Origin of the sequence: Pseudoalteromonas agarivorans, assembly GCF_024518735.1 — a bacterium.
GTDB classification, from domain to species: domain Bacteria; phylum Pseudomonadota; class Gammaproteobacteria; order Enterobacterales; family Alteromonadaceae; genus Pseudoalteromonas; species Pseudoalteromonas atlantica.
In genome coordinates, this window is sequence record NZ_JANIGJ010000012.1 from 13201 (window position 1) to 37648 (window position 24448).

19 protein-coding genes are annotated in these 24448 nt (G+C 42.4%); 9 read left to right on the forward strand and 10 right to left on the reverse strand.

Annotated elements, in window-relative coordinates; genetic code table 11:
* Nucleotides 1–7 precede the first annotated feature (7 nt).
* Nucleotides 8–694, forward strand: coding sequence for a TorF family putative porin (locus NQT65_RS17490; protein WP_004589216.1), 687 nt, complete (start codon nucleotides 8–10; stop codon nucleotides 692–694).
* Nucleotides 695–986: 292 nt separating this feature from the next.
* Here NQT65_RS17490 and NQT65_RS17495 read toward each other — a convergent pair whose 3' ends face one another.
* Nucleotides 987–4565 (reverse strand): ABC transporter permease/M1 family aminopeptidase, encoded by a 3579-nt coding sequence (locus tag NQT65_RS17495; RefSeq protein WP_256851663.1) that lies wholly within the window; start codon nucleotides 4563–4565, stop codon nucleotides 987–989.
* A 9-nt stretch (nucleotides 4566–4574) separates the two neighbouring features.
* Nucleotides 4575–5456, reverse strand: coding sequence for an ABC transporter ATP-binding protein (locus tag NQT65_RS17500; protein ID WP_029773142.1), 882 nt, complete (start codon nucleotides 5454–5456; stop codon nucleotides 4575–4577).
* 183 nt (nucleotides 5457–5639) lie between these two features.
* Here NQT65_RS17500 and NQT65_RS17505 point away from each other — a divergent pair, with 183 nt between their 5' ends.
* Entirely contained in the window at nucleotides 5640–6317 is a 678-nt protein-coding gene (locus tag NQT65_RS17505; RefSeq protein WP_256851664.1) for a nitroreductase family protein, read from the forward strand.
* A 6-nt stretch (nucleotides 6318–6323) separates the two neighbouring features.
* Here NQT65_RS17505 and NQT65_RS17510 read toward each other — a convergent pair whose 3' ends face one another.
* Complete coding sequence (locus NQT65_RS17510) at nucleotides 6324–6632, reverse strand: ArsR/SmtB family transcription factor (RefSeq protein WP_256851665.1); 309 nt, start codon at nucleotides 6630–6632, stop codon at nucleotides 6324–6326.
* A 100-nt stretch (nucleotides 6633–6732) separates the two neighbouring features.
* On the opposite strand from NQT65_RS17510, the gene NQT65_RS17515 reads away from it, so the two are divergent.
* The 3 genes from NQT65_RS17515 to NQT65_RS17525 all read left to right on the forward strand — a co-directional run bounded on the left by NQT65_RS17515 (nucleotide 6733) and on the right by NQT65_RS17525 (nucleotide 9110).
* The gene (locus NQT65_RS17515) at nucleotides 6733–6921 is read left to right on the forward strand and encodes a YgaP family membrane protein (RefSeq protein WP_004589221.1); all 189 of its coding nucleotides are present in this window, start codon (nucleotides 6733–6735) and stop codon (nucleotides 6919–6921) included.
* The gene (locus tag NQT65_RS17520) at nucleotides 6921–7265 is read left to right on the forward strand and encodes a rhodanese-like domain-containing protein (RefSeq protein WP_004589222.1); all 345 of its coding nucleotides are present in this window, start codon (nucleotides 6921–6923) and stop codon (nucleotides 7263–7265) included. Before NQT65_RS17515 ends, NQT65_RS17520 begins: the two co-directional genes overlap by 1 nt.
* Before the next feature lie 66 nt (nucleotides 7266–7331).
* Nucleotides 7332–9110, forward strand: coding sequence for an alkaline phosphatase D family protein (locus NQT65_RS17525; protein ID WP_004589223.1), 1779 nt, complete (start codon nucleotides 7332–7334; stop codon nucleotides 9108–9110).
* On the opposite strand, the gene NQT65_RS17530 is transcribed toward NQT65_RS17525, so the two are convergent.
* Nucleotides 9107–9646, reverse strand: coding sequence for a PH domain-containing protein (locus NQT65_RS17530; protein WP_138578625.1), 540 nt, complete (start codon nucleotides 9644–9646; stop codon nucleotides 9107–9109). The two genes, NQT65_RS17525 and NQT65_RS17530, sit on opposite strands and share 4 nt — an antisense overlap.
* A 248-nt stretch (nucleotides 9647–9894) precedes the next feature.
* Between NQT65_RS17530 and NQT65_RS17535 the strand changes: the two genes are divergently transcribed.
* The 3 genes from NQT65_RS17535 (at nucleotide 9895) to NQT65_RS17545 (ending at nucleotide 13107) form a co-directional block, all read left to right on the forward strand.
* Entirely contained in the window at nucleotides 9895–10812 is a 918-nt protein-coding gene (locus NQT65_RS17535) for a homocysteine S-methyltransferase family protein (protein WP_256851666.1), read from the forward strand.
* A gap of 32 nt (nucleotides 10813–10844) precedes the next feature.
* A complete protein-coding gene (locus tag NQT65_RS17540; protein ID WP_029773146.1) occupies nucleotides 10845–12170 on the forward strand; it encodes a basic amino acid/polyamine antiporter in 1326 nt (441 codons plus the stop codon).
* Nucleotides 12171–12357: 187 nt separating this feature from the next.
* On the forward strand, nucleotides 12358–13107 hold the full coding sequence (locus tag NQT65_RS17545) for a MipA/OmpV family protein (protein ID WP_256851667.1): 750 nt from the start codon (nucleotides 12358–12360) through the stop codon (nucleotides 13105–13107).
* 89 nt (nucleotides 13108–13196) lie between these two features.
* On the opposite strand, the gene NQT65_RS17550 is transcribed toward NQT65_RS17545, so the two are convergent.
* From NQT65_RS17550 to NQT65_RS17570, 5 genes are all read right to left on the reverse strand, one after another.
* A complete protein-coding gene (locus tag NQT65_RS17550) occupies nucleotides 13197–17501 on the reverse strand; it encodes an alpha-1,6-glucosidase domain-containing protein (protein WP_256851668.1) in 4305 nt (1434 codons plus the stop codon).
* Between the two features lie 22 nt (nucleotides 17502–17523).
* On the reverse strand, nucleotides 17524–20397 hold the full coding sequence (locus NQT65_RS17555; protein WP_256851669.1) for a TonB-dependent receptor: 2874 nt from the start codon (nucleotides 20395–20397) through the stop codon (nucleotides 17524–17526).
* 165 nt (nucleotides 20398–20562) lie between these two features.
* The gene (locus tag NQT65_RS17560; protein WP_004589230.1) at nucleotides 20563–21180 is read right to left on the reverse strand and encodes a LysE family translocator; all 618 of its coding nucleotides are present in this window, start codon (nucleotides 21178–21180) and stop codon (nucleotides 20563–20565) included.
* A complete protein-coding gene (locus NQT65_RS17565; protein WP_256851670.1) occupies nucleotides 21181–21363 on the reverse strand; it encodes a DUF4177 domain-containing protein in 183 nt (60 codons plus the stop codon). It lies immediately after the preceding gene.
* A gap of 17 nt (nucleotides 21364–21380) precedes the next feature.
* A complete protein-coding gene (locus NQT65_RS17570; protein ID WP_004587550.1) occupies nucleotides 21381–21779 on the reverse strand; it encodes a DUF3224 domain-containing protein in 399 nt (132 codons plus the stop codon).
* A gap of 91 nt (nucleotides 21780–21870) precedes the next feature.
* On the opposite strand from NQT65_RS17570, the gene NQT65_RS17575 reads away from it, so the two are divergent.
* Nucleotides 21871–23649, forward strand: coding sequence for an ABC transporter transmembrane domain-containing protein (locus NQT65_RS17575; RefSeq protein ID WP_256851671.1), 1779 nt, complete (start codon nucleotides 21871–21873; stop codon nucleotides 23647–23649).
* Here NQT65_RS17575 and NQT65_RS17580 read toward each other — a convergent pair.
* The gene (locus tag NQT65_RS17580) at nucleotides 23646–24278 is read right to left on the reverse strand and encodes a YiaD family glycine zipper/OmpA-like lipoprotein (RefSeq protein WP_004587548.1); all 633 of its coding nucleotides are present in this window, start codon (nucleotides 24276–24278) and stop codon (nucleotides 23646–23648) included. The genes NQT65_RS17575 and NQT65_RS17580 overlap by 4 nt on opposite strands.
* Nucleotides 24279–24448: the final 170 nt, after the last annotated feature.

Sequence of the window (24448 nt, forward strand, 5' to 3'; positions counted from 1 at the left end):
AATGGACATGCTAAAACTAAAAAAAACCATCGCAATTAGCGCAATAGCTTTATTAGGTGCTACATCTTTAACATCAACAGCCGTACATGCAGAAGTAACAGCAAACGCAGCGGCTACGTCTAACTACTTATGGCGTGGTCAAGAGCAAACTGGGGGGGATGCTGCTATTTCTGGCGGTATTGATTACGCTGACGAGTCAGGCTTTTATGTAGGTACTTGGGCATCAAATGCTTCATGGGCCGATGAAATGACTTACGAGCTTGATGTTTACGCGGGTTTTGGTGGCGATATTAACGACACATTTAGCTACGATGTAGGTTACATTTATTACGCTTACCCAGATGCAGCTTCTGAGGCAGATGCTGATTTCTCTGAAATTTACGGTAGCATCAGCGCAGAAGGTTTCACCTTTGGCGCTGCAATCCTTGCCACTTCAGCGGCAGATGGCGATGGCACCGACTTTGGCGATTCATTATACCTAAATGCCGATTACAGCTTTGCTGTTGGCAGCAATGGTACTGAGGTTGCGCTACACTTAGGTCACTACTCTGGTGACTTTATAGGCGATGATAATATTATTGATTACGGTATCTCTGTATCAAAAGATGGTTTTACTTTTGGCGTATCTGACACCGACATGGATGAGTCAGATGTTAAAGTTTACGTAGGCTACGCTGTAGACTTTACGCTTTAAAACAAAATGTGTTACTTGCTGCAACACTAAGGGCCTTTTGGCCCTTTTCTCGTTTAGGGCACCTAAATACTCACAGCGCCTTTTAATTTTAGCTACTAAAGCACCTTACTATAAAACCCACTTCGGTTAATCGCCGAGCTCCTCGCTGCTATTACCTCTTTTTACCAATATGCTAATTCGCTTTATTAAGCTTTATTGCGCATTGGTAATAGCAATTCGCCAAAACAAAAAAGGCCGCATTAAATGCGGCCTTTCCGTTAGTCGTTAGTCGTTAATCGTTAATCGTTAATCGTTAAAACTTAGCTAGGTTATTTTTACTGTCTTTATCTACAAGCTTAATGTATGGGTCTACCCCTGCGTACACTGGCTTTTCTTTTACTTTTAGCTCAATAGCATTAGTACCAGAGACTATTTGATGCTTTTGCGAGTAAATCACAAAGTCTTCAGCGAGTAGGTTTTCAGGATCATCGCTAAATAATGCAATATCAATTAGCTCATCGAGCGGCTGCTCGGTTTCTTCACCTTGTCCATCGGCATGCTGCTTAGTTGCTTCAACGCTCAGTGTTACTGTATAAAAACCTTCGCTATCAACGTCATCTGTAACCGACACTGCTTTCATTTCAAGCTCATAAAGCGTTATATATTTAAACTGATCATCAATAAAACGTTGTTCAGCTTGTGTTGCATCTCGCTTTAAATAGCTAAGTAAATCAAGTGTGGTTGGGTATGGCGTTGATTGGTATTTAAACTCATTCAAAAACGCTTTAAGTGCGGCATTTAAGCGCTCTTCCCCTAATCGGTCATAAATCGCCATCATCGTAACTGAGCCTTTATTGTAATGAAGATATTGTTGAGACTGCGTTTTATACAGCGGCATTTCTTCAAAGGCTTCGCCTGTGCGGCCCATTAAGTATCTATCTAACTCGTACTTTAAGAATTTACGAAGCTTCTCGGCGCCAAAGCGTTTTTTTAGCACCATAAGCGCACTGTATTGGGAGAGCGATTCAGAAATAACGGCGCTGCCTTCTACATTAGCCCCAGATACTTGATGCCCCCACCATTGGTGTGCAACTTCATGTGCGGTTACATAGTAAGGTAGGTCAACTTTACTCTCATCTCTTAAGTCTGTAATAAAGCCAATACTTTCTGAGTAAGGTACCGTATTGGCAAAACTTTGCGCAAACGAGCGATACTTAGGAAACTCAATAATACGTAACTGCTTATGCTGATATGGCCCAAAGGCTTGCGTGTAGTAATCTATTGAGTCTTGTACCGACTCAATCATACGGTCAACATTCCATGCATGATCTTTGTGGTAGTACACCTCAATATTTACACCGTTGTGCTCAACCTTTTTACTTTCAAGCTCTGCCGAAAGCACAGAATAAAAGTTTAAAATAGGCGCATCCATTTTATAAACAAAAGTACGTCGTCCGTCTTTTACACTTTCACTTTTTAAATAACCGGGTGTAATAGCAAACTGCGACTCATCGGTGGTTACTGTTGCCTTGTAGTTTATAAAGCCATTAGCAGGCCCAAACTCATTTTGCGTATAATAGCGGCTGTCTTCTAGTTTATGTGCACGTTCAAGCTCGGGTAAATCGTGCTTACGGCGCTCATACTTATCCGCAATTTGAAAATACTTTTGATAACCAAAATTTGGGAATAATTCTCTATTATTTACAAATGTACCGTTATGCACGAGTTGAGTATCAGATCCTCTATCAACAAAACCGTCGTGTTCACGAGAAACTGAAAGCTCACCTTCGCGTACTTCATTAGGCATTAGCGGTTGTTCAAACTCAAACCATACCATGCCAAAATCGGTTAAACGCTCAACTATTTTTCCGCCCGCCATTTTTACATCCCAGCTTTTAGATTGGCTAGGCTCGATAATTAACACTCGGGTTATTGGCTCGTTTGCTGTATTGGTAAACTTAATTTTAGCCACAGCGTTTAAAGCACGCTTTTTAGGGTAAATATCAATGTGTAAATCAACATCAGTTATTATAGGCAGTGGCAAGTCTTTGTATTGTGAGAACTCTTGCTCATACCTTACTTGTAGCGCTTCGTTATCATCACTTGTTACAAACTCATTGATTACACGGGTGTTGTAATAAATGTTATAACCCGCGCCCACAAATACCAATAAACTTATAACGGCTGCAATCTGGCCTTTTAAAGACATGTTGTAACGCACTAAAGATAAACGCGTACGCAATGTTTGCGATGGACCACGGTGCCATAAAGCAAACCCTACAATAGCTAAAAACACACTCAATGCACCCCAATATAGGGTATACCAATGCGCGCCTTGTAAAAAATGCCCGTAACCGTTTATGTCTGAATACGGTACGCTGCTGCTTTGTGAAAAATGATACATATGATGCTCAAACCCGTAAGCACCCATTACCATTTGAGCAATGTAATACAGAATAAATAAACCCATACCTATGTATTTATTAGGGCTAATTATTTGTAAAAAGAACGCCAATATAGCCATCATAATTAAAGGCAGTAATGTAAGGTAGCCCAATCTAAATAAGTACTGGCCAAGCTCTAAGTTAAATTGCCCCTTAAATAGTTGCACTGCAATGGTAAACATCATGCCTACTAAATAAAGGCCACAAACTGCAGTGATTAGCGCAATAATTTTAGATACCCAAAACACACTGTTATGCACCGGGTAGCTGTCAACAATATCGCCCATACCACTGTGGCGTTCTCGCCAAACCAGCTCTGCGCTGTAATAAGCAATAATAATAAACATAAATATAGCGGAGGCGTTTTGAATAATGCCCACCATGTTTTGTGTGAGCGGCCAATCTGTTGTGCCATATGCGCCAATAGGCGCAAAAAGTGGTGCGAGTAACGTAATAATACTGACACCCGCTAAAATCATAAAAGGAGCACTTAATATAACCTGCTTAAGCTCAAATAAGCTGCGCATTACTAATTGCGATTGCGTATTGACCCCTTTTGACTTGTAATTTTTAGCACTGCTAATAAGTGCTGCTTGTTTGTTTTTTACAAACGTAGACACAGCAAATTGCTTTTTCTGCTTTTTAGTGACTACGCGATTACCTAACTTTCCGAGGCCAAAAAACATCGCTAAACTTAGTGCTACCCATAAAATACGGTTAATTAAAAAATCGCCCGAAAGCGTTAACACTTCAGTATTTTTATCACTTACAGTCCAGTAACGGGTTAAGTCAATTAATGAACCAGTGCCAAATGGGTCTGCGTAAACAACAATATTTCTAAACGCTAAATCGTCAAAATAGATACTCGCCAATTGGTAACTTATATAGATCACCACGGCCGTTACATATACCGCCATTATGGTTTTAAAATAAACCGCCACACTATTAAAAATAGCACTGAGCACCAATAAGCTTGGCACTGCTAAATATAAGAAAGGCGCAGCGTAATATATAAACTTATTAGGGCCTACTAGCTCACTATCGAGCCAGCCAACCAACAAGCCAAACTGAGATCCCAAAAACACGCCTAGTGGCACAGTTAAAAAAACAACGAGCACAACCAAGTAAGCACCAAAAAAACGTCCTGATTGATAAGCAAGCGGGTTAACGGGCTTACTAAACACCAGCTCATCCATTTTGGTCTCGCTGTTGCGAATCGCTGAGCTTGCAACAAAGTTAACCACTAAAAACATAGCAAGCGTACAAAAGGTAACCGTTAAAACCATAATGGTATAAGGCGAGTTCATATGAACATTAGCCCCACCTAGCGGAAACTTACTACTGGAGCTTATAAAAAACGCCATAAAAAAGAATATTAATGAGGTCACATAAAACGAAGGCTGGCGCACAAAATAGCGCAGCTCAAACGCGAGCATATTAAAAAACATAGCGCCCCCTTATGCTACTTGGCTGTTACGATGATTAAGCAACGTAGAAAAATACACATCTTCTAGGTTTGCACTACTGAGCTCAAAACCTTCAGGGGCTTCATTGGCTAATACATGTAATATGGTTTGCCCTGCAAATAAGCGTTTTGAAATAACAGGCAGTTGCGGCTCAAGCTCTAGTGCTTCTTCTTGGCTCATGGCTTTACGCCAAATTTGGCCTTGGAGTTTATCGGTAAGGGCAATGGGGTTACCCTCTAATAGTATTTTTCCGCCTGCCAGTACGGCCATGTTTGGGCAAAGCTCTGCCACATCTTCAACAATGTGGGTCGATAATATAACGACTTTTTGCTCGCCTAAGCTTACTAACAAGTTATGAAAACGATTTCGCTCTTCAGGGTCTAGGCCTGCTGTTGGTTCATCAACAATTAGTAAATCAGGGTCACCAAGTAAGGCTTGTGCAATACCAAAACGCTGGCGCATACCACCCGAAAAGCCACTTACCGCTTTTGAGCGATGTTGATACAAATTAGTATGTGCAAGCAAGCCTTCTACCGACTCTTTACGCTCCCCTTTATTATGAATGCCCTTTAAAACAGCCATATGGTCTAGCAAGTCGTAAGCACTTACGCGAGGGTATACACCAAAATCTTGCGGTAGATAACCTAAACGTTGGCGCAAAGCCTGTGGGTCTTTAAAAACATCAATACCATCAAAAGTAATTGAACCCGAATCGGCAGATTGCAACGTAGAAATAGTACGCATTAGTGATGATTTACCCGCGCCATTTGGCCCTAGCAGCCCAAACATTCCTTTTCCTATAGATAAATCAACACCTTGTAGTGCATGTACGCCATTATCGTAGGTTTTAGATAACCCTGTTATTGATAGCATTTTTACTTCCTTGAATTTTAATAGTTTTTTTATTGCGCTTTTTATACCACATTAAAAAAAGGAACATAAGTTACACCATGGTTAATTTTGTAACAATAAATAAACACAACAGGTAATAATACTTGCCTCGCATTTATTCAGTCGGTATAAAAACCACACACACTTTATAAGAAGCGTAAAGCCATGCAAAAACATCAAAGCCAACCACTAAACGACTTTATAGAATACCCTCACGATGAAATGCTAAAACGCGCAAACGAATTTTTACAAACCAGCCAGCGCCGCCATAGTATTCGCAGCTTTAGCGACCGACCTGTGCCTAAAAATATAATTGAAGCCTGTATAAAAGCAGCAGGTACCGCGCCAAGTGGAGCGAATCATCAACCGTGGCATTTTGTAGCTATAAACAGTAGCGATGTAAAAAAACAAATAAGAGAGGCCGCCGAAAAACTAGAGCGTTCTTTTTATGAAGGCAGAGCAGGAGAAGAGTGGCTTGATGCGCTAAAACCGTTAGGTACTGACGCCAATAAACCTTATTTAGAGCATGCACCTTGGCTTATAGCTGTATTTAGTCAAAAAAAGGGCGGCGTAAGCAGCGATGATAAAAATACGAATTATTATGTGCATGAGTCTGTTGGCTTAGCTACCGGCTTTTTAATTCAAGCTTTGCACCGCTGTGGCTTAGCTACGCTTACCCATACACCTAAACCAATGAGTTTTTTAACCGACATTTGTAAGCGCGACAAAGACAACGAACGTCCTTACATGCTACTTATTGCAGGCTACCCAAGCGATGATGCCACAGTACCTGCCCATGCACTTGATAAAAAATCGCTTAATGAAATTGCGACCTTTATTTAAAACACATTATTTAGCTGTACTTTGCTTGCAAAACCATTCGTATAGTAACGTAATAATCGACTCAACCTTTGGGTCAATTAACGAATAATAAATTGTATGTCCCTCACGGCGAGTTGCCACTAGCTGGGCTTTACGTAAACTCGCCAAATGCTGAGACAAAGCAGACTGTGCCAACGGAACATTTTGATTTAACTCACCCACACTTTGTTCACCTTGCAATAAACTACATAAAATCATTAAACGGTTTTTATTTGCCATTAATTTTAAAAATTGCTCTGCCTGCTGAGCGTTTTCTGCAAGTTGTTCAATATTCATTGTGATACTTAATTATTTTGGGTGTTTAAATTATAGACTTTTACATTAGCAAGTTCTAATATAATTTAACATTAGAAAAAACTAATGTTAAGGTCAATTCATGAAAATAAGTGACGCCATACTCTTAATTGGCGGAAGTGCCGTTACAATTTCTGTGCTTTTAAGCTACTTTGTTGATAGTAACTTTCAATTTTTAACGTTATTTATTGGTATTAACTTAGTGCAATCCGCCTACACTAAATGGTGCCCATTAATGACTTTTTTGCGCAAAAGAGGATTTACAGACTAATGCTTACTTCAATTCCTGATTTACTAAAAATTATCACACCTAACCAACGCCGTATTGATGCAGCGCAAGCAAAGCAAGAGCTAGAACAAAATAAAGGTTTACTTATTGATGTACGCGAACCCGCTGAGCATGCCAATGTAGCTGCGGTAGGGGCAATAAATATTCCACGCGGATTACTCGAAATGAAGCTAATGGAAATAGAAAAAGACGCTGCACGCCCTATTTACTTACATTGTGCCAGTGGTGCCCGCGCCACCTTAGGTGCAGAAGCGCTAACCCGCGTAGGCTACGAAAACGTTACCGTTATTACGTGTAATGCAACGCAAGTAAGTGAAGTTTTTTAATTGCTTCACAAAAAAGTAACCTAAATTGCCTACACTTTGCTTTTTACACTTTACAGGTACAAAGCAATGGCATTTACACGGAGAAGTTTTTTAAAAGCATCGGCAGCAGGATTTGGCGCTGCCGTATTATCACTTGGTTTAACAGGTTGTCGATTTGACGATGATGACGACACACCCGTTAGCTTTGACCACGGCGTTGCCAGCGGCGACCCGCTAAGCGATAGCTTAATTATTTGGACCCGTGTAACCCCACTCGATGTAACAACTAAATCGTTAAAAGTACAATGGCAAGCCGCCACCGACCAAAGCTTTACAAATATTGTTCACGATGGTGAAACACATATCAGTGATACCACCGACTTTACTCTTAAAGTTGATTTACAAGGGCTTGATGCCAACACCGTTTATTACTATCGCTTTAATGCACACGGAAAAACCTCCCCTATCGGACAAGGTAAAACGCTTCCTGTCGGTGCGGTTGATCAGGTGAAATTAGCCGTTGTATCGTGCGCAAATTATCCTGCCGGGTATTTTCATGTGTATGGCGAAATTGCTAAGCAAAGCGATTTAGATGCGGTACTGCACTTAGGTGATTACATATACGAATACAGCAATACGGGTTATGCAACCGAAGACGCCGCGCAGTTAGACCGCCTGCTACCATTAGATAACAGCAGCGAAATTATCGCACTGACCGATTATAGAAAACGCTATGCAAATTATCGCCTCGATGCCGACTTACAAGCAGCCCATAGCCACTGTGCATTTATAACAGTGTGGGACGACCACGAAATCACCAACGACACATGGCGCGAAGGCGCAGAAAATCATAACGAAGGTGAAGGCGAATTTAGCCAACGTAAACTCAATGCACTACAAGCCTACTTTGAGTGGATGCCAATTCGTAATGTAGCCGACAAAGAACGTATTTACCGACGCTTTGAGTTTGGTAATTTAGTCTCTTTATACATGCTAGATACTCGTGTATTAGCGCGTGATGAGCAGCTTAACTATAGTGATTTTGATCTTACCTCCCCTGCCGGGCAAAGCGCATTTGCTGCAGCAATAGGCGCAACTGACCGTGCATTATTAGGCAGCGAACAACTTACCTGGCTTAGTGATGCCATCACGACCTCAAGCACACAGTGGCAAGTGTTAGGGCAACAAGTACTAATGACAAAAATGCACTTACCAGTAGAGGTCATGTTACTACTTGCTAGCTTACAAAGTGCTCAGGCAAACGGAGGCGATCCAAGTGAATTGCTCGCACAGGCCAATGTATTATTTGCAGAGCTGGCGCAAATTAAAGGCCGTGTATTAGCGGGCGACCCAAGTGTAACCGAGGCAGAGCTTGCGCGTGTTCAAACCACCATACCGTATAACCTTGATGCCTGGGATGGCTACGCCTACGAGCGAGAAGTATTATTAGGTACCGCTATTGCAGCACAAAAAAACTTAGTAGTTTTAGCCGGAGATACTCATAACGGCTGGGCGGGACAGCTTAAAACTGATGCCAGTAACCCTATTGCAGCCTCACAAAATGCTGGGGTGGAATTTGCAACGGCATCGGTTTCATCACCAGGGCTTGAAGAATATTTAGCGCTAAACACACAAGATGCGCAAACCGTAGCGCAAATAGAGCAAGTAATTGCCTTATTAGTTGATGACCTTGCTTATAATAATTTAGTGGAGCGCGGCTATTTAACCGTTACATTTACACCTGCAAAAGCCAGTGCTAAGTGGAATTATATAAGCACAATTAAAGCGCGCGAATATCAGGTTGTTGAAAGCCGTACCAAAGAGCTAAGTATGCTGGCAGGTCAGGCTCAATTACAAAACGCTTAACGCTTCGCCTCTAAAGCTGCCAAACGCGTATCTATGCGCTCTACTACCTCAACTAAGCGAGCAAGTAATGCTTGGTTGAGGTGTTCTTCAGCAAGCTCCTGTGTTTTAGGGGCTTGCGCAGCTAAGTTATCTTTTTGCTCAAGTATGGCTTCTCTAAACTCACTGGCATTTTCAACACCAAGTAATGACACTAATGCGCCATGACCCGACTGCCCTGCGGTTTCAAAGCTTAACCGGTATAACCCAAAAAAGCGCATAAGCGGCCCTTGGTTGAGCCCCACATCGGTTATTTTTTCAAGTGGTATAGATTTTTCTTCTTTAAATAAAATGCCGCGTTTAACAACCAGCTTTTGCGTGAGTAATTGCGCCGACATAGCAGCCAATATTTTACCTGCCACCAGCCATACAACAAATAACACCACAGGTATAAGTGGAATGGTCACTAGTGCAACGGCACTAAAAAAGCATGCCATGGTCATCCAGTATTGCTTCACTTTGGGATCAAAACTGGCACTTTTTAAAATAGGGTTGCTCATTGGTTTATCCTTAATCTACTCAAACACAGCGTTTTACTGCTAGTAAAATACACTGCTTGTTTAAGTTACGTGATCAATTACTTCAATGCAATTTAACGAGGTTGTTAAGCAATGATAACGCTTAGTTAATACGCCCATTATTTTAATTTATAGGGTTGTTTAACCTAATTGTGTGCTTTATATTCTGGCAATAGCTTTATAGACGTCTAAACATCCAAAGTGAAATTATCTCATACAAAGGGAACATAATGACAACTCATACTCTAACTTTACTCGATGGCGGCATGAGCAGAGAGCTCACTCGTATTGGTGCGCCATTTCAGCAACCTGAGTGGTCAGCATTGGCAGTAATAGAAGCCCCTGACAAAGTAACGCAGGCTCATAGTAACTTTATACAAAGTGGTGCCACTGTTATTACCACAAATAGCTATGCATTAGTGCCTTTTCATATTGGCGAAGAACGCTTTAACCAATCTGCTAAATCACTGGCTGCAACCGCCGGACTAGCGGCTAAAAAAGCGGTCGAGCAACACAATAAAGGCACAAAAATAGCGGCAAGTTTACCTCCTATGTTTGGCTCATATCGCCCAGATTTATACCAAGCAGAGCAACTAACACGCATTGCCACGCCTCTAATAGAAGGCCTAGCACCTTATGCCGACCTGTGGTTAATAGAAACCCAAAGCCTCATTCAAGAAGCGCTCGATATTAAAGCACTAATCAGTAAAGTAAGTGATAATCAAAAACCTGTGTGGGTTGCCTTTACCCTTGACGATGAAAATCCCAACGAGCAAGCCAAGCTGCGCTCGGGCGAGTCGGTGCAAGATGCGGTCACTGCAATGCTAAAAGAAAATGTAAAAGGCATTTTATTTAATTGCTGCCAGCCTGAGGTAATAGAGCAAGCTTTAGTTCTAACCCAAAAGGAACTAAAAGCACAAAAAGCAGAGCATGTTCAAGTGGGTGCTTACGCTAATGCATTTGCGCCACAAACTAAAGAAGCCACAGCTAACGAAGGGTTAGATGAGGTTCGCAAAGACTTAACCCCGCTTTCTTACTTGCAATGGGCTAAGCAATGGCAACAACAAGGTGCCAGCATAATTGGTGGCTGCTGCGGTATAGGCCCTGAACACATTGCAACGTTAAATCAGCACTTTGCCTCTTTATAACGCTAATTATTAGCTTACATGTAAGTAGTAAAATGAAAGAAAATAAAATTGGATTAGTCGCACTTACCGCGCTGGTATTTAGTGCAATGGTAGGGGCTGGGATATTTAGTCTGCCACAAAATATGGCCGAAGTGGCTGGTGTAAATGCTGTTTTAGTAGGCTGGCTTATCACCGGTGTAGGTATTTTATTACTTGCAGGGTGTTTTTTACAATTATCTCGCGCTAAGCCAGAGCTCGACGGCGGCATTTATATTTATGCTAGAGAAGGCTTTGGCGAACTAGCGGGCTTTTTATCTGCATGGGGCTATTGGCTTTGCGCCACCATTGGGGTGGTGGGTTATTTAGTCGTGGCTTTTGCTGCTTTAGGCGCATTTGTAGATACGCCAACATTCACTCTATTTGGCCAGGGTAATACCCTTATGGCGTTTATTTGCGAATCTATTATTTTATGGGCTGTGCATTTAATTATTGTTAAGGGCATTAAACAGGCCTCTTTCATCAACCTGCTTGGCACTATCGCTAAAGTGATCCCGCTGTTGCTATTTATCGGCTTTGCTTATGCTTATTTTGACCCTAACGTATTTAAGGCAAATCAAAGCCATGTGAGTGTGCAAACAGACTTTATTGATCAAGTAAAAAATACCATGCTTATTACTTTATGGGTATTTACCGGTATTGAAGGGGCTGCTGTGCTCTCTGCTCGTGCCAAAAACCGTAAAGATATTGGCCTAGCCACGGTGATAGGCGTTGTTGCAGCGCTTATTTTATATATTGCTATTACCATGCTGTCATTTGGGATAATGAACCAAAGCACTATTGCCCAACTTAGTAACCCTTCAATGGCGGGCATTATGGCCATGATGAGTGGCACTACAGGCAAAGTTATTATAAGTGCGGGGCTTATTGTGTCGGTACTGGCTTCTTACTTAAGTTGGATTATTTACGCCGCCGAAGTGCCTAACAGCGCGGCTAAATACGGCGCATTTCCTAACGTTTTTAAAAAGCAAAATCATAACGGAACCTCTATAGCGTCATTAACTTTAACCAGCCTTACAGTGCAACTTTGCTTAGTGCTTATTTTATTTACTGGCGAGAGTTATAACACCTTAGTGCTTGTATCAACGTCTATGATATTGGTGCCGTACTTTTTAGTTGCCGCCTATATGGTAAAAGTCGCCTTTGCACAAAAGCTCTCGGTACCCATTAAGCTAATGGGGTTAGGCGCAAGTGTGTATGGTTTATGGCTTGTTTATGCTGCGGGGCTAAACACATTAGCGCTTTCACTTATTTTATATATTCCAGGCACGTTATTATTTATGTATAGCCGTAAACAATTTAAATTAAATCAACACGCTTAAAGCACCCATACTCAGGTTTTATCTTTATTAAAAGCCTGAGTATTAATCCACTTACATTCAGATAAACTTTCATACACTCTCTTACAAACGCCAATCAAAAATATAGCTACACTAAAGCCTAATAGCGTTGCGGCACACTTTACTTATCGCAAACAATTTTCACTTTTTACTTAACACCAAGGCTCCTATGAACACTTATATACAAAACTCACTACGGTTATTAGTTGGCACACTTGCACTTGGCAGTATTACTGCTCAAGCTGAATCGCAGTTTTCTTTAGGGGGCGGTGTCATTTCTACCAGCTCACCTTATGCAGGTACCGACAGTGAAACGCTATTTTTACCTATCATTACTTACGAAGGCGAAAGACTTAGTTTTAAAGGTTTGTCGCTTGATTATAAGTTAGTGGAGCAGCAAGGTTTTAACTGGTCATTAGTTTTAGAGCCAGGTGATAACTTTGATACCTCAGATTCAGACCTTGCAGCCATAAAAGCCTTAGACGATAGAAAGCTATCACTCTACGCTGGTACGCAGGTTAGTTACACTGCAAGCTTTGGTAAAATAAGCGCCAGTGCTACTCATGATGTAATAGGCCACGGCGATGGCGCTAAATTTAAAACCAATTACAGTTACCCTATTAAGTTATCTAAACAACTAATGCTCGTTCCTTCTGTGGGTGTTGAGCTAAATAGCAGTGATGTATCTAACTATTATTATGGTGTAGCACAGGGCGAATCTACCACCTATGCGCCTTACGAACTTAGTTCTACGGTTAACTACAATGCGGGTTTATTTTTAATGTATTACATTAATAAAAACTGGAACGTAAATGCCATGCTTAACTATAAGCAGCTCGATTCTGATATTGAAGACTCACCCATTATTGATACCGATAACACCACAACTGTTATGATGTCGGTTAACTATCGTTTTTAACCCCCCCCCTTTTGTTGGGTATTAATTAGGCATTAAAAAAGCCGAGCATACAGGGCTATGCTCGGCTTAGGTTTGGGAAAATATAACTGCTACTGCTTATTAATAAGTATGCTTACATTTTCTCTATCTGGGCCTATTACATTAAACGTGTAGGTACCTTGTTCGGTAATATTCAGTGCTATGTTGGCGCCTACCGCTTCAAGTGGTGTTAGTTCATCAATTACCACTACCGGCGTATCGCCTGCTCCTCCGTAATCCACTGTACTCCAATCTTCAGACGCTACTTTAAATTCGTAGTCACCCACCTCTAATTCAATAGAAGCAGAGTAAATTGCATCACCCTCGTACATAAGCGGGTTATCAGTACTCCAGTCATTTAAGCTGCCGCGAATAAATACCGGTGTTTGTGCAAACATTTCGCCGTTGAGCACTTTTAGCGATACATTATTTAAATCACTGGCGTCAAATATAAATTGGTATTCACCTTGCTCGGCAATGTCTATGGTCATATTTGCGCCCGCAACCGACAACTGCTCAGCGGTGCCAACCATTACACTGGCATCACCCTCAGCCGAGCCATAATCAACCGTGCTCCAATCTTCTGATGCGATTTTAAATTCATAGCTTGCAGCGCTCAGTGTTTTAGTAAAGGTGTAAATGCCTTTACCTTTATAACTTAGCTCATCGGTTACTCCCCAATCATTAAGCGTACCGCGCACATAAATAGCAGTGCCTACAAATGGCTCTTCGTTGTATAAAGTAAGCGTTGGATTTTCTGGGTTTGAAGCATCAAGCGAAAATACATAGGTTGCATCAATAGCAGCGCTAAAGGTCATGTTTGCACCTGAGCGCGTTAATGGCTCACTTTGATTTTCAACTACCTCTTTATCAGCGTCAGTAAGCGCACCAAAATCAACCGTAGACCAATCTTCTGAGGCAATTTTAAATTCGTAATCGCCAGCGCTTAGCGCAATTGCAACACGGTATTCACCCTCGCCAATATATTCAAATGCATCGCGTGTGCCCCAGTCGTTTAAAGTTCCGCGCACAAAAACAGCGGTGCTGCCATAAGGTACTACATCAGGCGCGCCTACGGTTGCATTTGCACTTAAACCAACACCTTGGCTCTCACCTTGGTTTTTAGTAAAAACAGCTAATGTGTAAGGCGGTACAGTAAATGTGCCTTCGTTATCGCCTTGGGCAAAATTGGCGCTGGCCATGCTTGCATCAACACTGTTTTTTAATACGTCGTGTAATTCAAAACCCGCTGCCGTGGCAATAGTATGGCTAAGGGTTTGCTCGGTTGCGTTAATCACCACTACAAGCGCGTCAAATGCTGGGTCTAAGTCTGTGAGTCCTTCGCCATCATCAATGCTCATGACAATTAAGCCATGTTGCTGCGCTTTACCTACGTTATGAAAACCCACTCGCTCAATGACATCTTGCTCTGTGGTTAATCTAAATAGTGGGCTGCTGCTACGTATTTGTAAAAACTCGTTAAATACATCACCTGCATAAGCTATGTCTTGCGGCATTGCCTGTGCATCTGGATTAGCAGATATAGGCATAATTTCAGACCATTTTTCTTGGTTCTTCTCTGCGTTTGGTAAACCAATGTTCCAGTTATTATTCTCTTTGGTTAAATCAACAGCATTAAACCAATCACCGGCATTATAGCTATCACGATCCATTGACTTAGAACGCAGTAAATCAGCGCCCAATTGCATAAAAGGAATGCCTTGGCTCATAAGTGGAATAGACAATGCCATGTTGTGCGCGCGCACACGTTGCTCAATACTCATGCTTGATGCATGTTTGTATTGCAACTGATCCCACAGTGTTTCGTTATCGTGTTTTGATACGTAATGAATGCTATCCGCTGGGTCTAGTGCATACGCCGTTGGCTGAGTATTCCAAGTAAAGCTATTACCTTTAGATGAATTACCTTTAAAGTCTTTTAAAATGTAATTTTGTAAGTTGCCCGCCAGCGATAACCGTAACGTGTCTTGTTCGGCTAGGTTGCCATCTGTCGGGTTATTGCTAAACATTGCACCACCACGCACGGCTTCACGAATACGGTCGTTAAATGTACCCACCTCTGAGCCTGCCATATCAGCCTGTTTAGCTTGTGTGAATAAACGATTGTTAGCTACTTCACCAAAATCCCAGCCTTCACCGTAAAAATAGTTATCTGGGTCAACTGCTTGCACGGCTTCACGCGCAGCTAATATTGATGATTTAGGCATATGCCCCATTACATCAAATCTAAAACTGTCGTAGCCAAATTCACGCGCTAAAATAACCAATGAATCAGTAACAAACTTATCCATCATTACATGCTCTGTAGCTGTATTTTCACAACACGTTGAGCGCTCTATTTCACCACTTACTTCGTTATAGCGATGGTAGTAACCCGGTACTAGCTTATCAAATACCGACTTATCCCAAATACCCGATGATGTTGTGTGGTTATAAACCACATCCAGTACAACACGAAGTCCTACTTCTTGCAGTGATTGCACCATGGCGCGGGTTTCTTTAACGCGGGCAATGCCCTCTGGACTTGAGGCGTACGAGCCTTCAGGCGCTATAAAGTAATGCGGATCGTAACCCCAGTTAAAGCCATCTAAATCACGCATCGCACTGGCTAATGCTTGTGCATCGTCTGAGCCAGGGAGGTAACTTTGCATAATATCGACAATGGTGCTGCTTTTATCTTCGATTTTACATGCATCAGCTTCATCGTTAATACGCTCACATAATTTACCTAAGGTGTCTGTAATTTCCACACGCTGCGAGGCATCCTCTTCAATGGTGCCAATATCAGTCACTGGCAGTAAATGAAAGTGTGTTAAGCCTTTATCTGCTAATTGCTTAAGGTGCTGCATTGGCACGCTTTCAAGCTCAGTGAATGCAAGGTATTTACCGCGGTTTGCTTCGCTTACTGACTGATCACGCACACTAAAATCACGTACATGACCTTCATAAATAACCGCATCTTCTGGGTTAGTAATAGTAGGCACGATACGCTCATCCCAGCCTTCTGGCTTAGTGTCATCATCGGCTAAATTAATCAGCTGGCTGTATAAGCCATTGGTAGATACATTGAGTGAGTAAGGGTCTGTACTCCAAAGCGACTCTATTTGCTGAGTCAGTGGGTGGTAAACATCAAAATTAAAGCGGTAGTAGTGGCGGTCGTATTGCATATCTAAACTTGCTTGCCAAATACCTGTCTGTGTATTTAATGTCATTGGTATAGAGTGCACTTGTGTTTTTGCATCATCAAACACGTTTAGCACCATGTTATTAGCGGTGGGTGCCCACACAGTTACATCAATCGCGTTATTGCCATAAGTTACGCCAAGTACAGCTTCGTTAGCGTCGTCTTCGCCTTGTGTGTAAAGGGCATCGAGAGCTTTAGCGGTTTGTACATAGCTTGCTTCTAGCAGCTTACCTTCACTATCGTAACCGGCAATAACAAGCTGCGATTTTATAAGTGCTTTAGCCGTGTTTGTATCCCAACTTCCTTCGTAAGCGTTCCAAGTGGTTAAATGCGGTACTTTTGCCGCTTGCTCATCAGTTAAACTGCTTGATTGCAGCGTAACAGTATCGCCGTTTAAACCAGTATCAATATCCACTTCAAGCTGAGCCGTAGCTGATGAATGCAACTTAATTAGGCTTGTAAGCTCGTTACTTGGTTTATACAAAATAGTATTTAAATCAATCCAATGCGCTGAAGCACCTGCTATAGCAACTGCGCGTTCGCCCAAACTTAAAATAGGGTATTCAAACACCGAAGGCTCACCATCAATGGTAAAGTTCATACGTTGAAAGGTTTCATCGTCTTGCATCAGCGGCATGGTTAAATCCACATCACCAAACGCTTTACCTGACCCTTCTGTACCAATATGAATAATAAAATTGGCACATTCGTTATAACCCTCTTTAAGGTTAATTATCCAGTACGCACCATAGTTAGGGTCAATACCATCGTACTCGTGGCCGTTAGCCCAATCGCTGGTATCAAATGGCGGTGCATAAGCATCGCATACCTCGTTATTCCACGAATGTAATCGGTAGCCTTCGTAGTTATCATCGGCTAAGCGGTTGTAAAATAAAACCGCCTCTCCTTCCCCTGCAAATACCACAGGGTCTGGCAGGGTTGGGTCGGCGCCAACCACACAGCTTTCGTTATTTTCATCAGGTATTGTCGGTGCGGGGCACGATATAGGTTCGGGATCGACACATTGTGTTCCCGCTTCATTAGGGACTTGTGGCACATTACAGGTAAGTAATGGTTCACCAGATTCAACATCATCTGTTCCACCACACGCTGCTAATAGCATTAACGCTAACGTTATTAGCAAATATTTAGACATAGTTATAATTTTCATTTTTAAACGCTCCGTTTGCTAATTAATGACTGTATGTAAAACCAAGGTAGAACTGACGACCAAAGTACTGAGTCGTCCCTGTTCGTTGCTCTGAGCCAAAGTAACTTTGGGTTGGTTCATCGGTTAAGTTATTAACTTGCAAAAGCATTGTTAGCGAGTCGCTAAAGCGATAAGAGGTTTGAAAGTCGACTACGGTTTCGGCATCAAAATTAACCACTTGCTCGTTAATGGCAACCTGCTCTGATACAAACTCATCGCGGTAACGCACATTAAGGCGGGTTTCAAAATCATCCATTGAGTAAAAAATCGTGGCATTAAACACGTTATTAGACAGCCCAGGTAAAGATTGCGCTAATGTGTCGCCCCCTAAACTGGTAATCGATTCAATTTCACTTTCGGTGTATGAGTAACTTGCATTAGCGCCTAAGCCATTAAATGGCTCAGGTAAAAAGGTAAACACTTGCGTATACGCAAGCTCTAGCCCTCTAATGTAGCCACCTTCACCGTTATTAACTGCTGTGGTGTAAATACCGTTAGTTGTGGCAACTTGCTCGCCACTAACGGGGTCTTCTATAAAGTCAGGAACGTTAAAGCCATTACCTTTAAAGTCGAAGTTTTCGATTGATAAGGTTTCAACAAACGAGTCTATATTTTTATAAAATAACGCCGCAGCGATAGTGCCGTTACCTTCTTCAAAATAATATTCGTAAGATAAGTCGTATTGGTCGGCATAAAAGGGTTTTAAAAATGGGTTATTAGTACTTGAACCATTAATAATCCCATCATCACTCACATTTGCACTGGCATCGCCCGCTAAGCGGTTAATTGGCGCACGCGACATTACTTTAGCCGCAGCAAAGCGTACAAGTGAATTATCGTTAAGTTGCAGGTTTAAATTTAATGATGGTAAGTAGTCGGTGTATTTAGTGCCTAATACATTAGGTGCGTATAAATTATTTACAATGCCGTTCTCATCAACAATATTTTGCGCACCTAAGCGCGCATCGCCTGCTACGTTCTCTAGTACCGTTGCAGATTGGTCGGTTTCAACGCGGCGCACACCCACATTACCCGATAGGTCGAGCCCGGCAATTTGCGTGTTAATGTTTACCATAACGTACGCAGCTAGCACATCTTCAAACACCGAGCCGCTTTGCAGCACTGACCACGAATAGTTAGTTGTATAACCTTGCGCGTCGTCTACACCATCGGCATTACCCCATGTTTGAACAGGCTCTGGCGTACCATCTGGAAACCATGCGTTAAGTGCTTTGTCTAAGTCAATGGCTAAATACGATGGGAAATAACTAAACTCGCCCTGCCAGTCAACCACAGAGGCCATATCGTCGGTTAAACGCAAAGGGGGTTGCGTTGCTGAAAACGCCCCGTCGTTACCGTACTCAAATACCGATCGTTTACGGCTGTACTCTCTATCTGAGTAGCGCGCACCAAACTCTACTGAGCTAAATATGTCGCTTTCTAGCTCGTATTTAAAGTCGAGCCTAAATGCAGTTACTTCATCTTCTGTTTGATCTGGGTAAATTCCGTATTTACTGACCATTACACGGTCTATATCACTAAAGGCGGCCGCCTGATTAAACCCAACGTCAGGTAAATTTAAGCCATTTAATTGATAGTTAATTGCTACGTTGTTATCAAATACTGGCGTTTCTGCATTGGCATCTTCTGCTACTAAGCTCCACAGCAAGCCATTTCTAAAATTACTTTTTGCGCGAGAAAGCGACACATCGGCATTTACGTTTAATCTATCGGTTACCTGCCAATCGGCATTAACGCCAAAGCTGTCTACTTCGTCAAAGTCTTGGTTGTCGTCGTTCACTATTTCAACGCGGGTATAACTTTGCGAAGTGCGGTTAACCGCTGCGCCTATTACGGCATTACCATCGAGCTGAGCGTTAGCATATGCAGCTGTTGGCCCGCCTAATTTAACCCTCAGGCCGCGGGCAAATGACTCTTTATCAAAGCGCGATAAAAACGCATCACCTTTTAATTTAAAGTTATCTACCGGCGTCCACTCTATAGCTGCTAAGTAACCATTACGGGTTTCTTCGCCGCCTAAATGCTGTAGCTCAAAACCTTCGCTAATGTATTCGTTCTCAGGGTTAGCTAAAGGGCCATTGGTGTCGTTAGCTGCGCCATCAACGTCTTTTGTGTCGTTGTACGCAAGGCCAATAAACTGCGTTGCTACACTTGGCTGAAACAAACGCGCATAGCCCAGCGCTACGCCTAACGTGTCGTCTAGATATTTGCCTTGATACGAAAAACTAATTCGGTCGCCAAATTCAGTGGCATCCGATACCTCTGAGGCGCGGTCGTTATACATACCGCGCACATTAGCTACAAATTTATGCGTTTGATCATTATTAAGTGGACTGGCGGTTTCAAGCTCTACCGTACCGGCCACGCCACCTTCAATAAGCGATGCCTTTGGCGATTTGTATACCGCCGCAGAGCTAATTAATTCTGACGGATATTGGTCAAACTCAATACTGCGGCTGCCACTTGTAGATACTTGCTCGCGGCCATTAAGTGTTGAAAATACAAACCCGCCCGACAGCCCGCGTATATTAATTTGCGCCGCTTGTCCGCCCGTTCGTACCGCTGAAATACCGGGTAATCGGGTAAGTGCATCGGCCATTGAAATATCAGGCAGTGCCCCTAAATCATCGGCAGAAATTTGTTCTGACACCGTATCGCTAAAACGCTTTTGATTTAAAGATTGAATTAAACTGCGACTAAAGCCTCGCACTTCAATAATTTCTAAATCTTCAGCTTGTGTGCTGGGTGATTGATTTGTTGAGTCTTCGTTTGCAGCCAATGCACTATCAGCGGCAAATAAAGCCAGCATAAGTGCACTTAGTTTAAACTTGTCCATGTGTGTGAACCTTTGAGTTATTGTTGTCAGGTGTTGCTGTGTTGTTTAAAACACAACCAACAAATTGTAACTAAAAGGTAAAATTAATGTGATGAATACGTATGCAGGGCATGAGGGTTAGGCTGCAGGAGCATGTAGGCTCACGCCCTGCATCGGGAACGCGCTTTAAAGGCTTAGCACCACTTTTATCGCAAGGGCAATAAATACGACTCCTAGTATTTTATCAAGCCACGGACTTTGCTTGGTAAAGCCAAAGCGATTCTTTGAAACCTCTGTCAGCAACGCCACCAGCAAATACCAGCCGGTATCAATTACAAACACGGTTAAACACATAATTATGCCCACGCTTAAAGTAAGTAGCTGAGGGTCAATAAACTGCGAAAACAAGGCTAAAAAGAAAATAGCGAGCTTGGGGTTCAAAAAGGCAATAGCAAAACCATCTTGTAAAGCTTGGCCAGCACTTACTTCACTTTTTTGTACTTCAAGTTCGTTATTGCTGGGTTTTGCTAGCAATATTTTTATACCTAAATACGCCAAATAGGCTGCGCCTAAATACACCAGTATTTGATAAACAGTCGGAAACTGCATCATTAAAGCGCCTAGCCCTAATAACGATGCACCTGCGTATAACCCAACACCGGTACCATGGCTGAGCGCGGCAAGCATTCCGTTTTTCATACTGCCGTTAAGTGAGTGCTTTAAAACTACCGCTAAACTTGGCCCTGGCGACATTGCGCCCATCATACAAATAGCCGCTAGGCTTAACCATACTGTAAATGTCATTTAAAGCTCGTCAGTTTCAATAAGTAATGTATAACCGTGCACTTGCCCATAAAAACCGGTTATTGGCACTGCGCTAATTACTTTCCAGCCATCTTGATTTAATTCCTGTATGCGGTCATTCAGTGCGGCTATATCTACGCCACCCAAAAAACGAGTCTTTCTAAATTCGATTACTTTTTGCATTTTAATCCTTGTGTATTTTATAACGTGTATTCAAAATCATAGTAGTGAATCCCTTGCTCAATACGTATTTTCATACTGCCCGTTAACCCTTCTAGCTCATGAGTGCCTGAGTCGGGAATCACATTTAAAATCAGACTGTCTTGGCCTTTATCCATAGTACCAAAATGCTGTAAAACAAAGCTGCCTTTTTTACCTTCAAGCTCGCCTATTACTTGCTCTATGGCAACATAACCGGCACTGCCTTGTGTAGGAGTCATGGCGCTTAGCATTTCGCCTTGGCTGGTGGCATTTAAGCTACCTTTAAATGTTTTATCTATCGACATACGCCCTAAATTAACGCCGTTTTGGCCGCTTGCGTAGCCTTCTATTGGGGCCAGATTTACATTAAATTCTCCACTTACGGTTGCAGTAGTCATAACGTTTCCTTATTGATGCTAATGTTTAAAAGTATTGATTTTTATTATCTTAGTGCCATATCTATACCTTAACCTTTAAAAAGAATCCACTATGTCAAAAACAAGCCCTAAGCCCGAAAAAGCCGCCTTTAGTAGTTTATTACCTATTTTTGCGTTTATTAAACCGTATAAATGGATGGTAGTGGCGGCACTTGGCGCCCTTTTAGTCACCGCTGGTGTTAACTTATCATTAGGGCAAGGGGTTAAATTTGTCATAGATCATGGCTTTATTGCTGGCTCTCAAGCGCAACTTCAACAAGCTGTATTGGTACTTATTGGTTTAATTAGCTTATTGGCTGTAGGCACCTTTAGCCGCTTTTATTTAATGTCGTGGATTGGCGAACGAGTCAGTAACGATATTCGCAAAGCGGTGTTTAATCGCATTGTTACCTTGCACCCAAGTTACTTTGAAGAAAACCGCAGTGGCGAGCTTATGTCGCGTTTAACAACCGACACCACCTTGCTGCAATCGATTATTGGCTCTTCCTTTTCTATGGCGCTGCGCAGTGCATTAATGTTAGTGGGTGGCTTGGTAATGCTGTTAGTGACTAACTTAAAGCTTACGCTCGTAGTGGTTGCGTGTGTGCCGCTAGTATTAGTGCCGATGATGGTTTTTGGCAAAAAGGTTCGCAAACTTGCAAGTTCTAGCCAAGATGCAATAGCCGATATAAGCACCTATGCCGGCGAGATCATTCAAAACATTAAAGTAGTACAAAGCTATAGCCACGAACAGCGTGAGCAACACGCCTTTGCACACGAAACCGAAAAAGCCTTTAACGTTGCCAAGAGCCGTATTAAACAGCGCTCTTTTTTAATTGCTGCGGTAATATTTTTAACCTTTAGTGCGATTAGCGTAATGCTCTGGGTAGGCGGCAGCGACGTACTGGCAGGCACCATGACAGGTGGCGAGCTAGGTGCATTTGTGTTTTACGCCATTATGGTGGCCATGTCGGTGGCTACCGTAGCCGAGGTTTACGGCGAGCTACAACGAGCTGCTGGGGCGGCAGCGCGCCTACTTGAATTACTGGCCGTTAAAAGTGAAATAGAAAACCCTGTCACTCCACAAGACGAAAAGCTATTAATAAAGACTGACAGCCCCGCCATTGCACTTGAAGATATTAGCTTTAATTACCCATCTCGCCCCGATGTAAGCGCACTTAATAAAATAAGTTTAACTATAGAGCAAGGTAAAACAGTGGCTATTGTAGGCCCCTCTGGCGCAGGTAAAACGACGTTATTTGAATTACTACAGCGCTTTTACGACCCTGCTCACGGCGCGATTAAATTTCATGATGTAAATATTAAAGACATATCGCTTAGCACCCTGAGGAACAAAATGGGCATGGTGGCACAAAACCCTATTTTATTTAGCTCAGATGTAATGCATAACATTCGTTACGGCAACCCAAACGCCACTGACGAGCAAGTATATGCGGCCGCAAAACATGCTCATGCCGATGAATTTATTAAGCAATTACCGCAAGGTTATAACAGCTTTTTAGGTGAGCAAGGCGTGAGGCTATCGGGCGGGCAAAAGCAGCGTATTGTATTGGCACGCGCTATTTTAAAAGACCCTGAAATACTGCTTTTAGATGAAGCCACCAGTGCACTCGATGCGCAAAGTGAGCACCACGTACAAGCCGCGCTTGAGCATTTAATGCAAAATAGAACAACGTTAATTATTGCCCATAGACTGGCAACGGTTAAACATGCCGATGTGATTGTAGTAATGGAAAATGGGGAAATAAAGGCAACAGGGAGCCACCAGCAATTGCTAGCAAGCTCCCCTTTGTATCAGCGTCTTTGTGAATTGCAATTCAACAAAAACTAACCTTCTGTGTTTGGCACTATTTGAATTTCTACACGGCGGTTTTGAGCACGGCCATTGGCGCTATCGTTAGTGGCTATTGGGCGGGTTTCGCCGTAGCCTGTAGTGCTAATACGTGCAGCCATAATTTGCTGGTTCACTAAGTAGTTTTTAACGCTTTGCGCACGCTCGCGCGACAGGTTCATATTGTAGCTGTCTTTACCTGTGCTATCTGTGTGGCCTTCCACACTTAGGTAGGTTTTTTCGTATTTGTTCATTACTTTAGCGATGGCGTTTAGGGTATCGTTAAAACCTGATGAAATATAAGATTGGTCTGTCGCAAAGGTAATGTTAGATGGCATAACTAAACGTAAGTTATCGCCCTCACGTACAACTTCAACCCCTGAGCCTGCTAGTTCATCACGAAACGCTTCTTCTTGCTTATCCATGTAATCACCTACAGCAGCACCCGCTAGTGCGCCAATAGCAGCACCAATAAATATACGCTTGTCTTTATGATTACCCGTTGCTTTACCTAATACGCCACCTGCGGCTGCACCAATTGCGGCGCCCTTGCCTGTGTTGTTCATTTCGCAACCACTTAGTAATACAGCTACTACGGTTACGCTTAAAAGTGATTTAGTTAAAGTCATGTGATGTCCTATTCATTAAGAATTATAAAGCGAGTATGCAAATACATGTATGAACAAACTATGAAGAGCATGTTAAAAGCAGTTCGCTTTATACCAATCCACTTAATTAAGTGGATTGGTATTATTTGTAGATTACGAATTAATGTATGCATTTAATAAAAGTGTCATAC

Bases quoted from the DNA above. Each gene is read 5' to 3' on its own strand.
- NQT65_RS17545 (WP_256851667.1), top strand. From the start codon at position 12,358: ATGAACACTTATATACAAAACTCACTACGGTTATTAGTTGGCACACTT.
- NQT65_RS17500 (WP_029773142.1), bottom strand. From the start codon at position 5,456: ATGCTATCAATAACAGGGTTATCTAAAACCTACGATAATGGCGTACAT.
- NQT65_RS17540 (WP_029773146.1), top strand. From the start codon at position 10,845: ATGAAAGAAAATAAAATTGGATTAGTCGCACTTACCGCGCTGGTATTT.
- NQT65_RS17555 (WP_256851669.1), bottom strand. From the start codon at position 20,397: ATGGACAAGTTTAAACTAAGTGCACTTATGCTGGCTTTATTTGCCGCT.
- NQT65_RS17570 (WP_004587550.1), bottom strand. From the start codon at position 21,779: ATGACTACTGCAACCGTAAGTGGAGAATTTAATGTAAATCTGGCCCCA.
- NQT65_RS17505 (WP_256851664.1), top strand. From the start codon at position 5,640: ATGCAAAAACATCAAAGCCAACCACTAAACGACTTTATAGAATACCCT.
- NQT65_RS17560 (WP_004589230.1), bottom strand. From the start codon at position 21,180: ATGACATTTACAGTATGGTTAAGCCTAGCGGCTATTTGTATGATGGGC.
- NQT65_RS17510 (WP_256851665.1), bottom strand. From the start codon at position 6,632: ATGAATATTGAACAACTTGCAGAAAACGCTCAGCAGGCAGAGCAATTT.
- NQT65_RS17535 (WP_256851666.1), top strand. From the start codon at position 9,895: ATGACAACTCATACTCTAACTTTACTCGATGGCGGCATGAGCAGAGAG.
- NQT65_RS17520 (WP_004589222.1), top strand. From the start codon at position 6,921: ATGCTTACTTCAATTCCTGATTTACTAAAAATTATCACACCTAACCAA.
- NQT65_RS17525 (WP_004589223.1), top strand. From the start codon at position 7,332: ATGGCATTTACACGGAGAAGTTTTTTAAAAGCATCGGCAGCAGGATTT.
- NQT65_RS17515 (WP_004589221.1), top strand. From the start codon at position 6,733: ATGAAAATAAGTGACGCCATACTCTTAATTGGCGGAAGTGCCGTTACA.
- NQT65_RS17580 (WP_004587548.1), bottom strand. From the start codon at position 24,278: ATGACTTTAACTAAATCACTTTTAAGCGTAACCGTAGTAGCTGTATTA.
- NQT65_RS17565 (WP_256851670.1), bottom strand. From the start codon at position 21,363: ATGCAAAAAGTAATCGAATTTAGAAAGACTCGTTTTTTGGGTGGCGTA.
- NQT65_RS17530 (WP_138578625.1), bottom strand. From the start codon at position 9,646: ATGAGCAACCCTATTTTAAAAAGTGCCAGTTTTGATCCCAAAGTGAAG.
- NQT65_RS17575 (WP_256851671.1), top strand. From the start codon at position 21,871: ATGTCAAAAACAAGCCCTAAGCCCGAAAAAGCCGCCTTTAGTAGTTTA.
- NQT65_RS17495 (WP_256851663.1), bottom strand. From the start codon at position 4,565: ATGTTTTTTAATATGCTCGCGTTTGAGCTGCGCTATTTTGTGCGCCAG.
- NQT65_RS17490 (WP_004589216.1), top strand. From the start codon at position 8: ATGCTAAAACTAAAAAAAACCATCGCAATTAGCGCAATAGCTTTATTA.
- NQT65_RS17550 (WP_256851668.1), bottom strand. From the start codon at position 17,501: ATGAAAATTATAACTATGTCTAAATATTTGCTAATAACGTTAGCGTTA.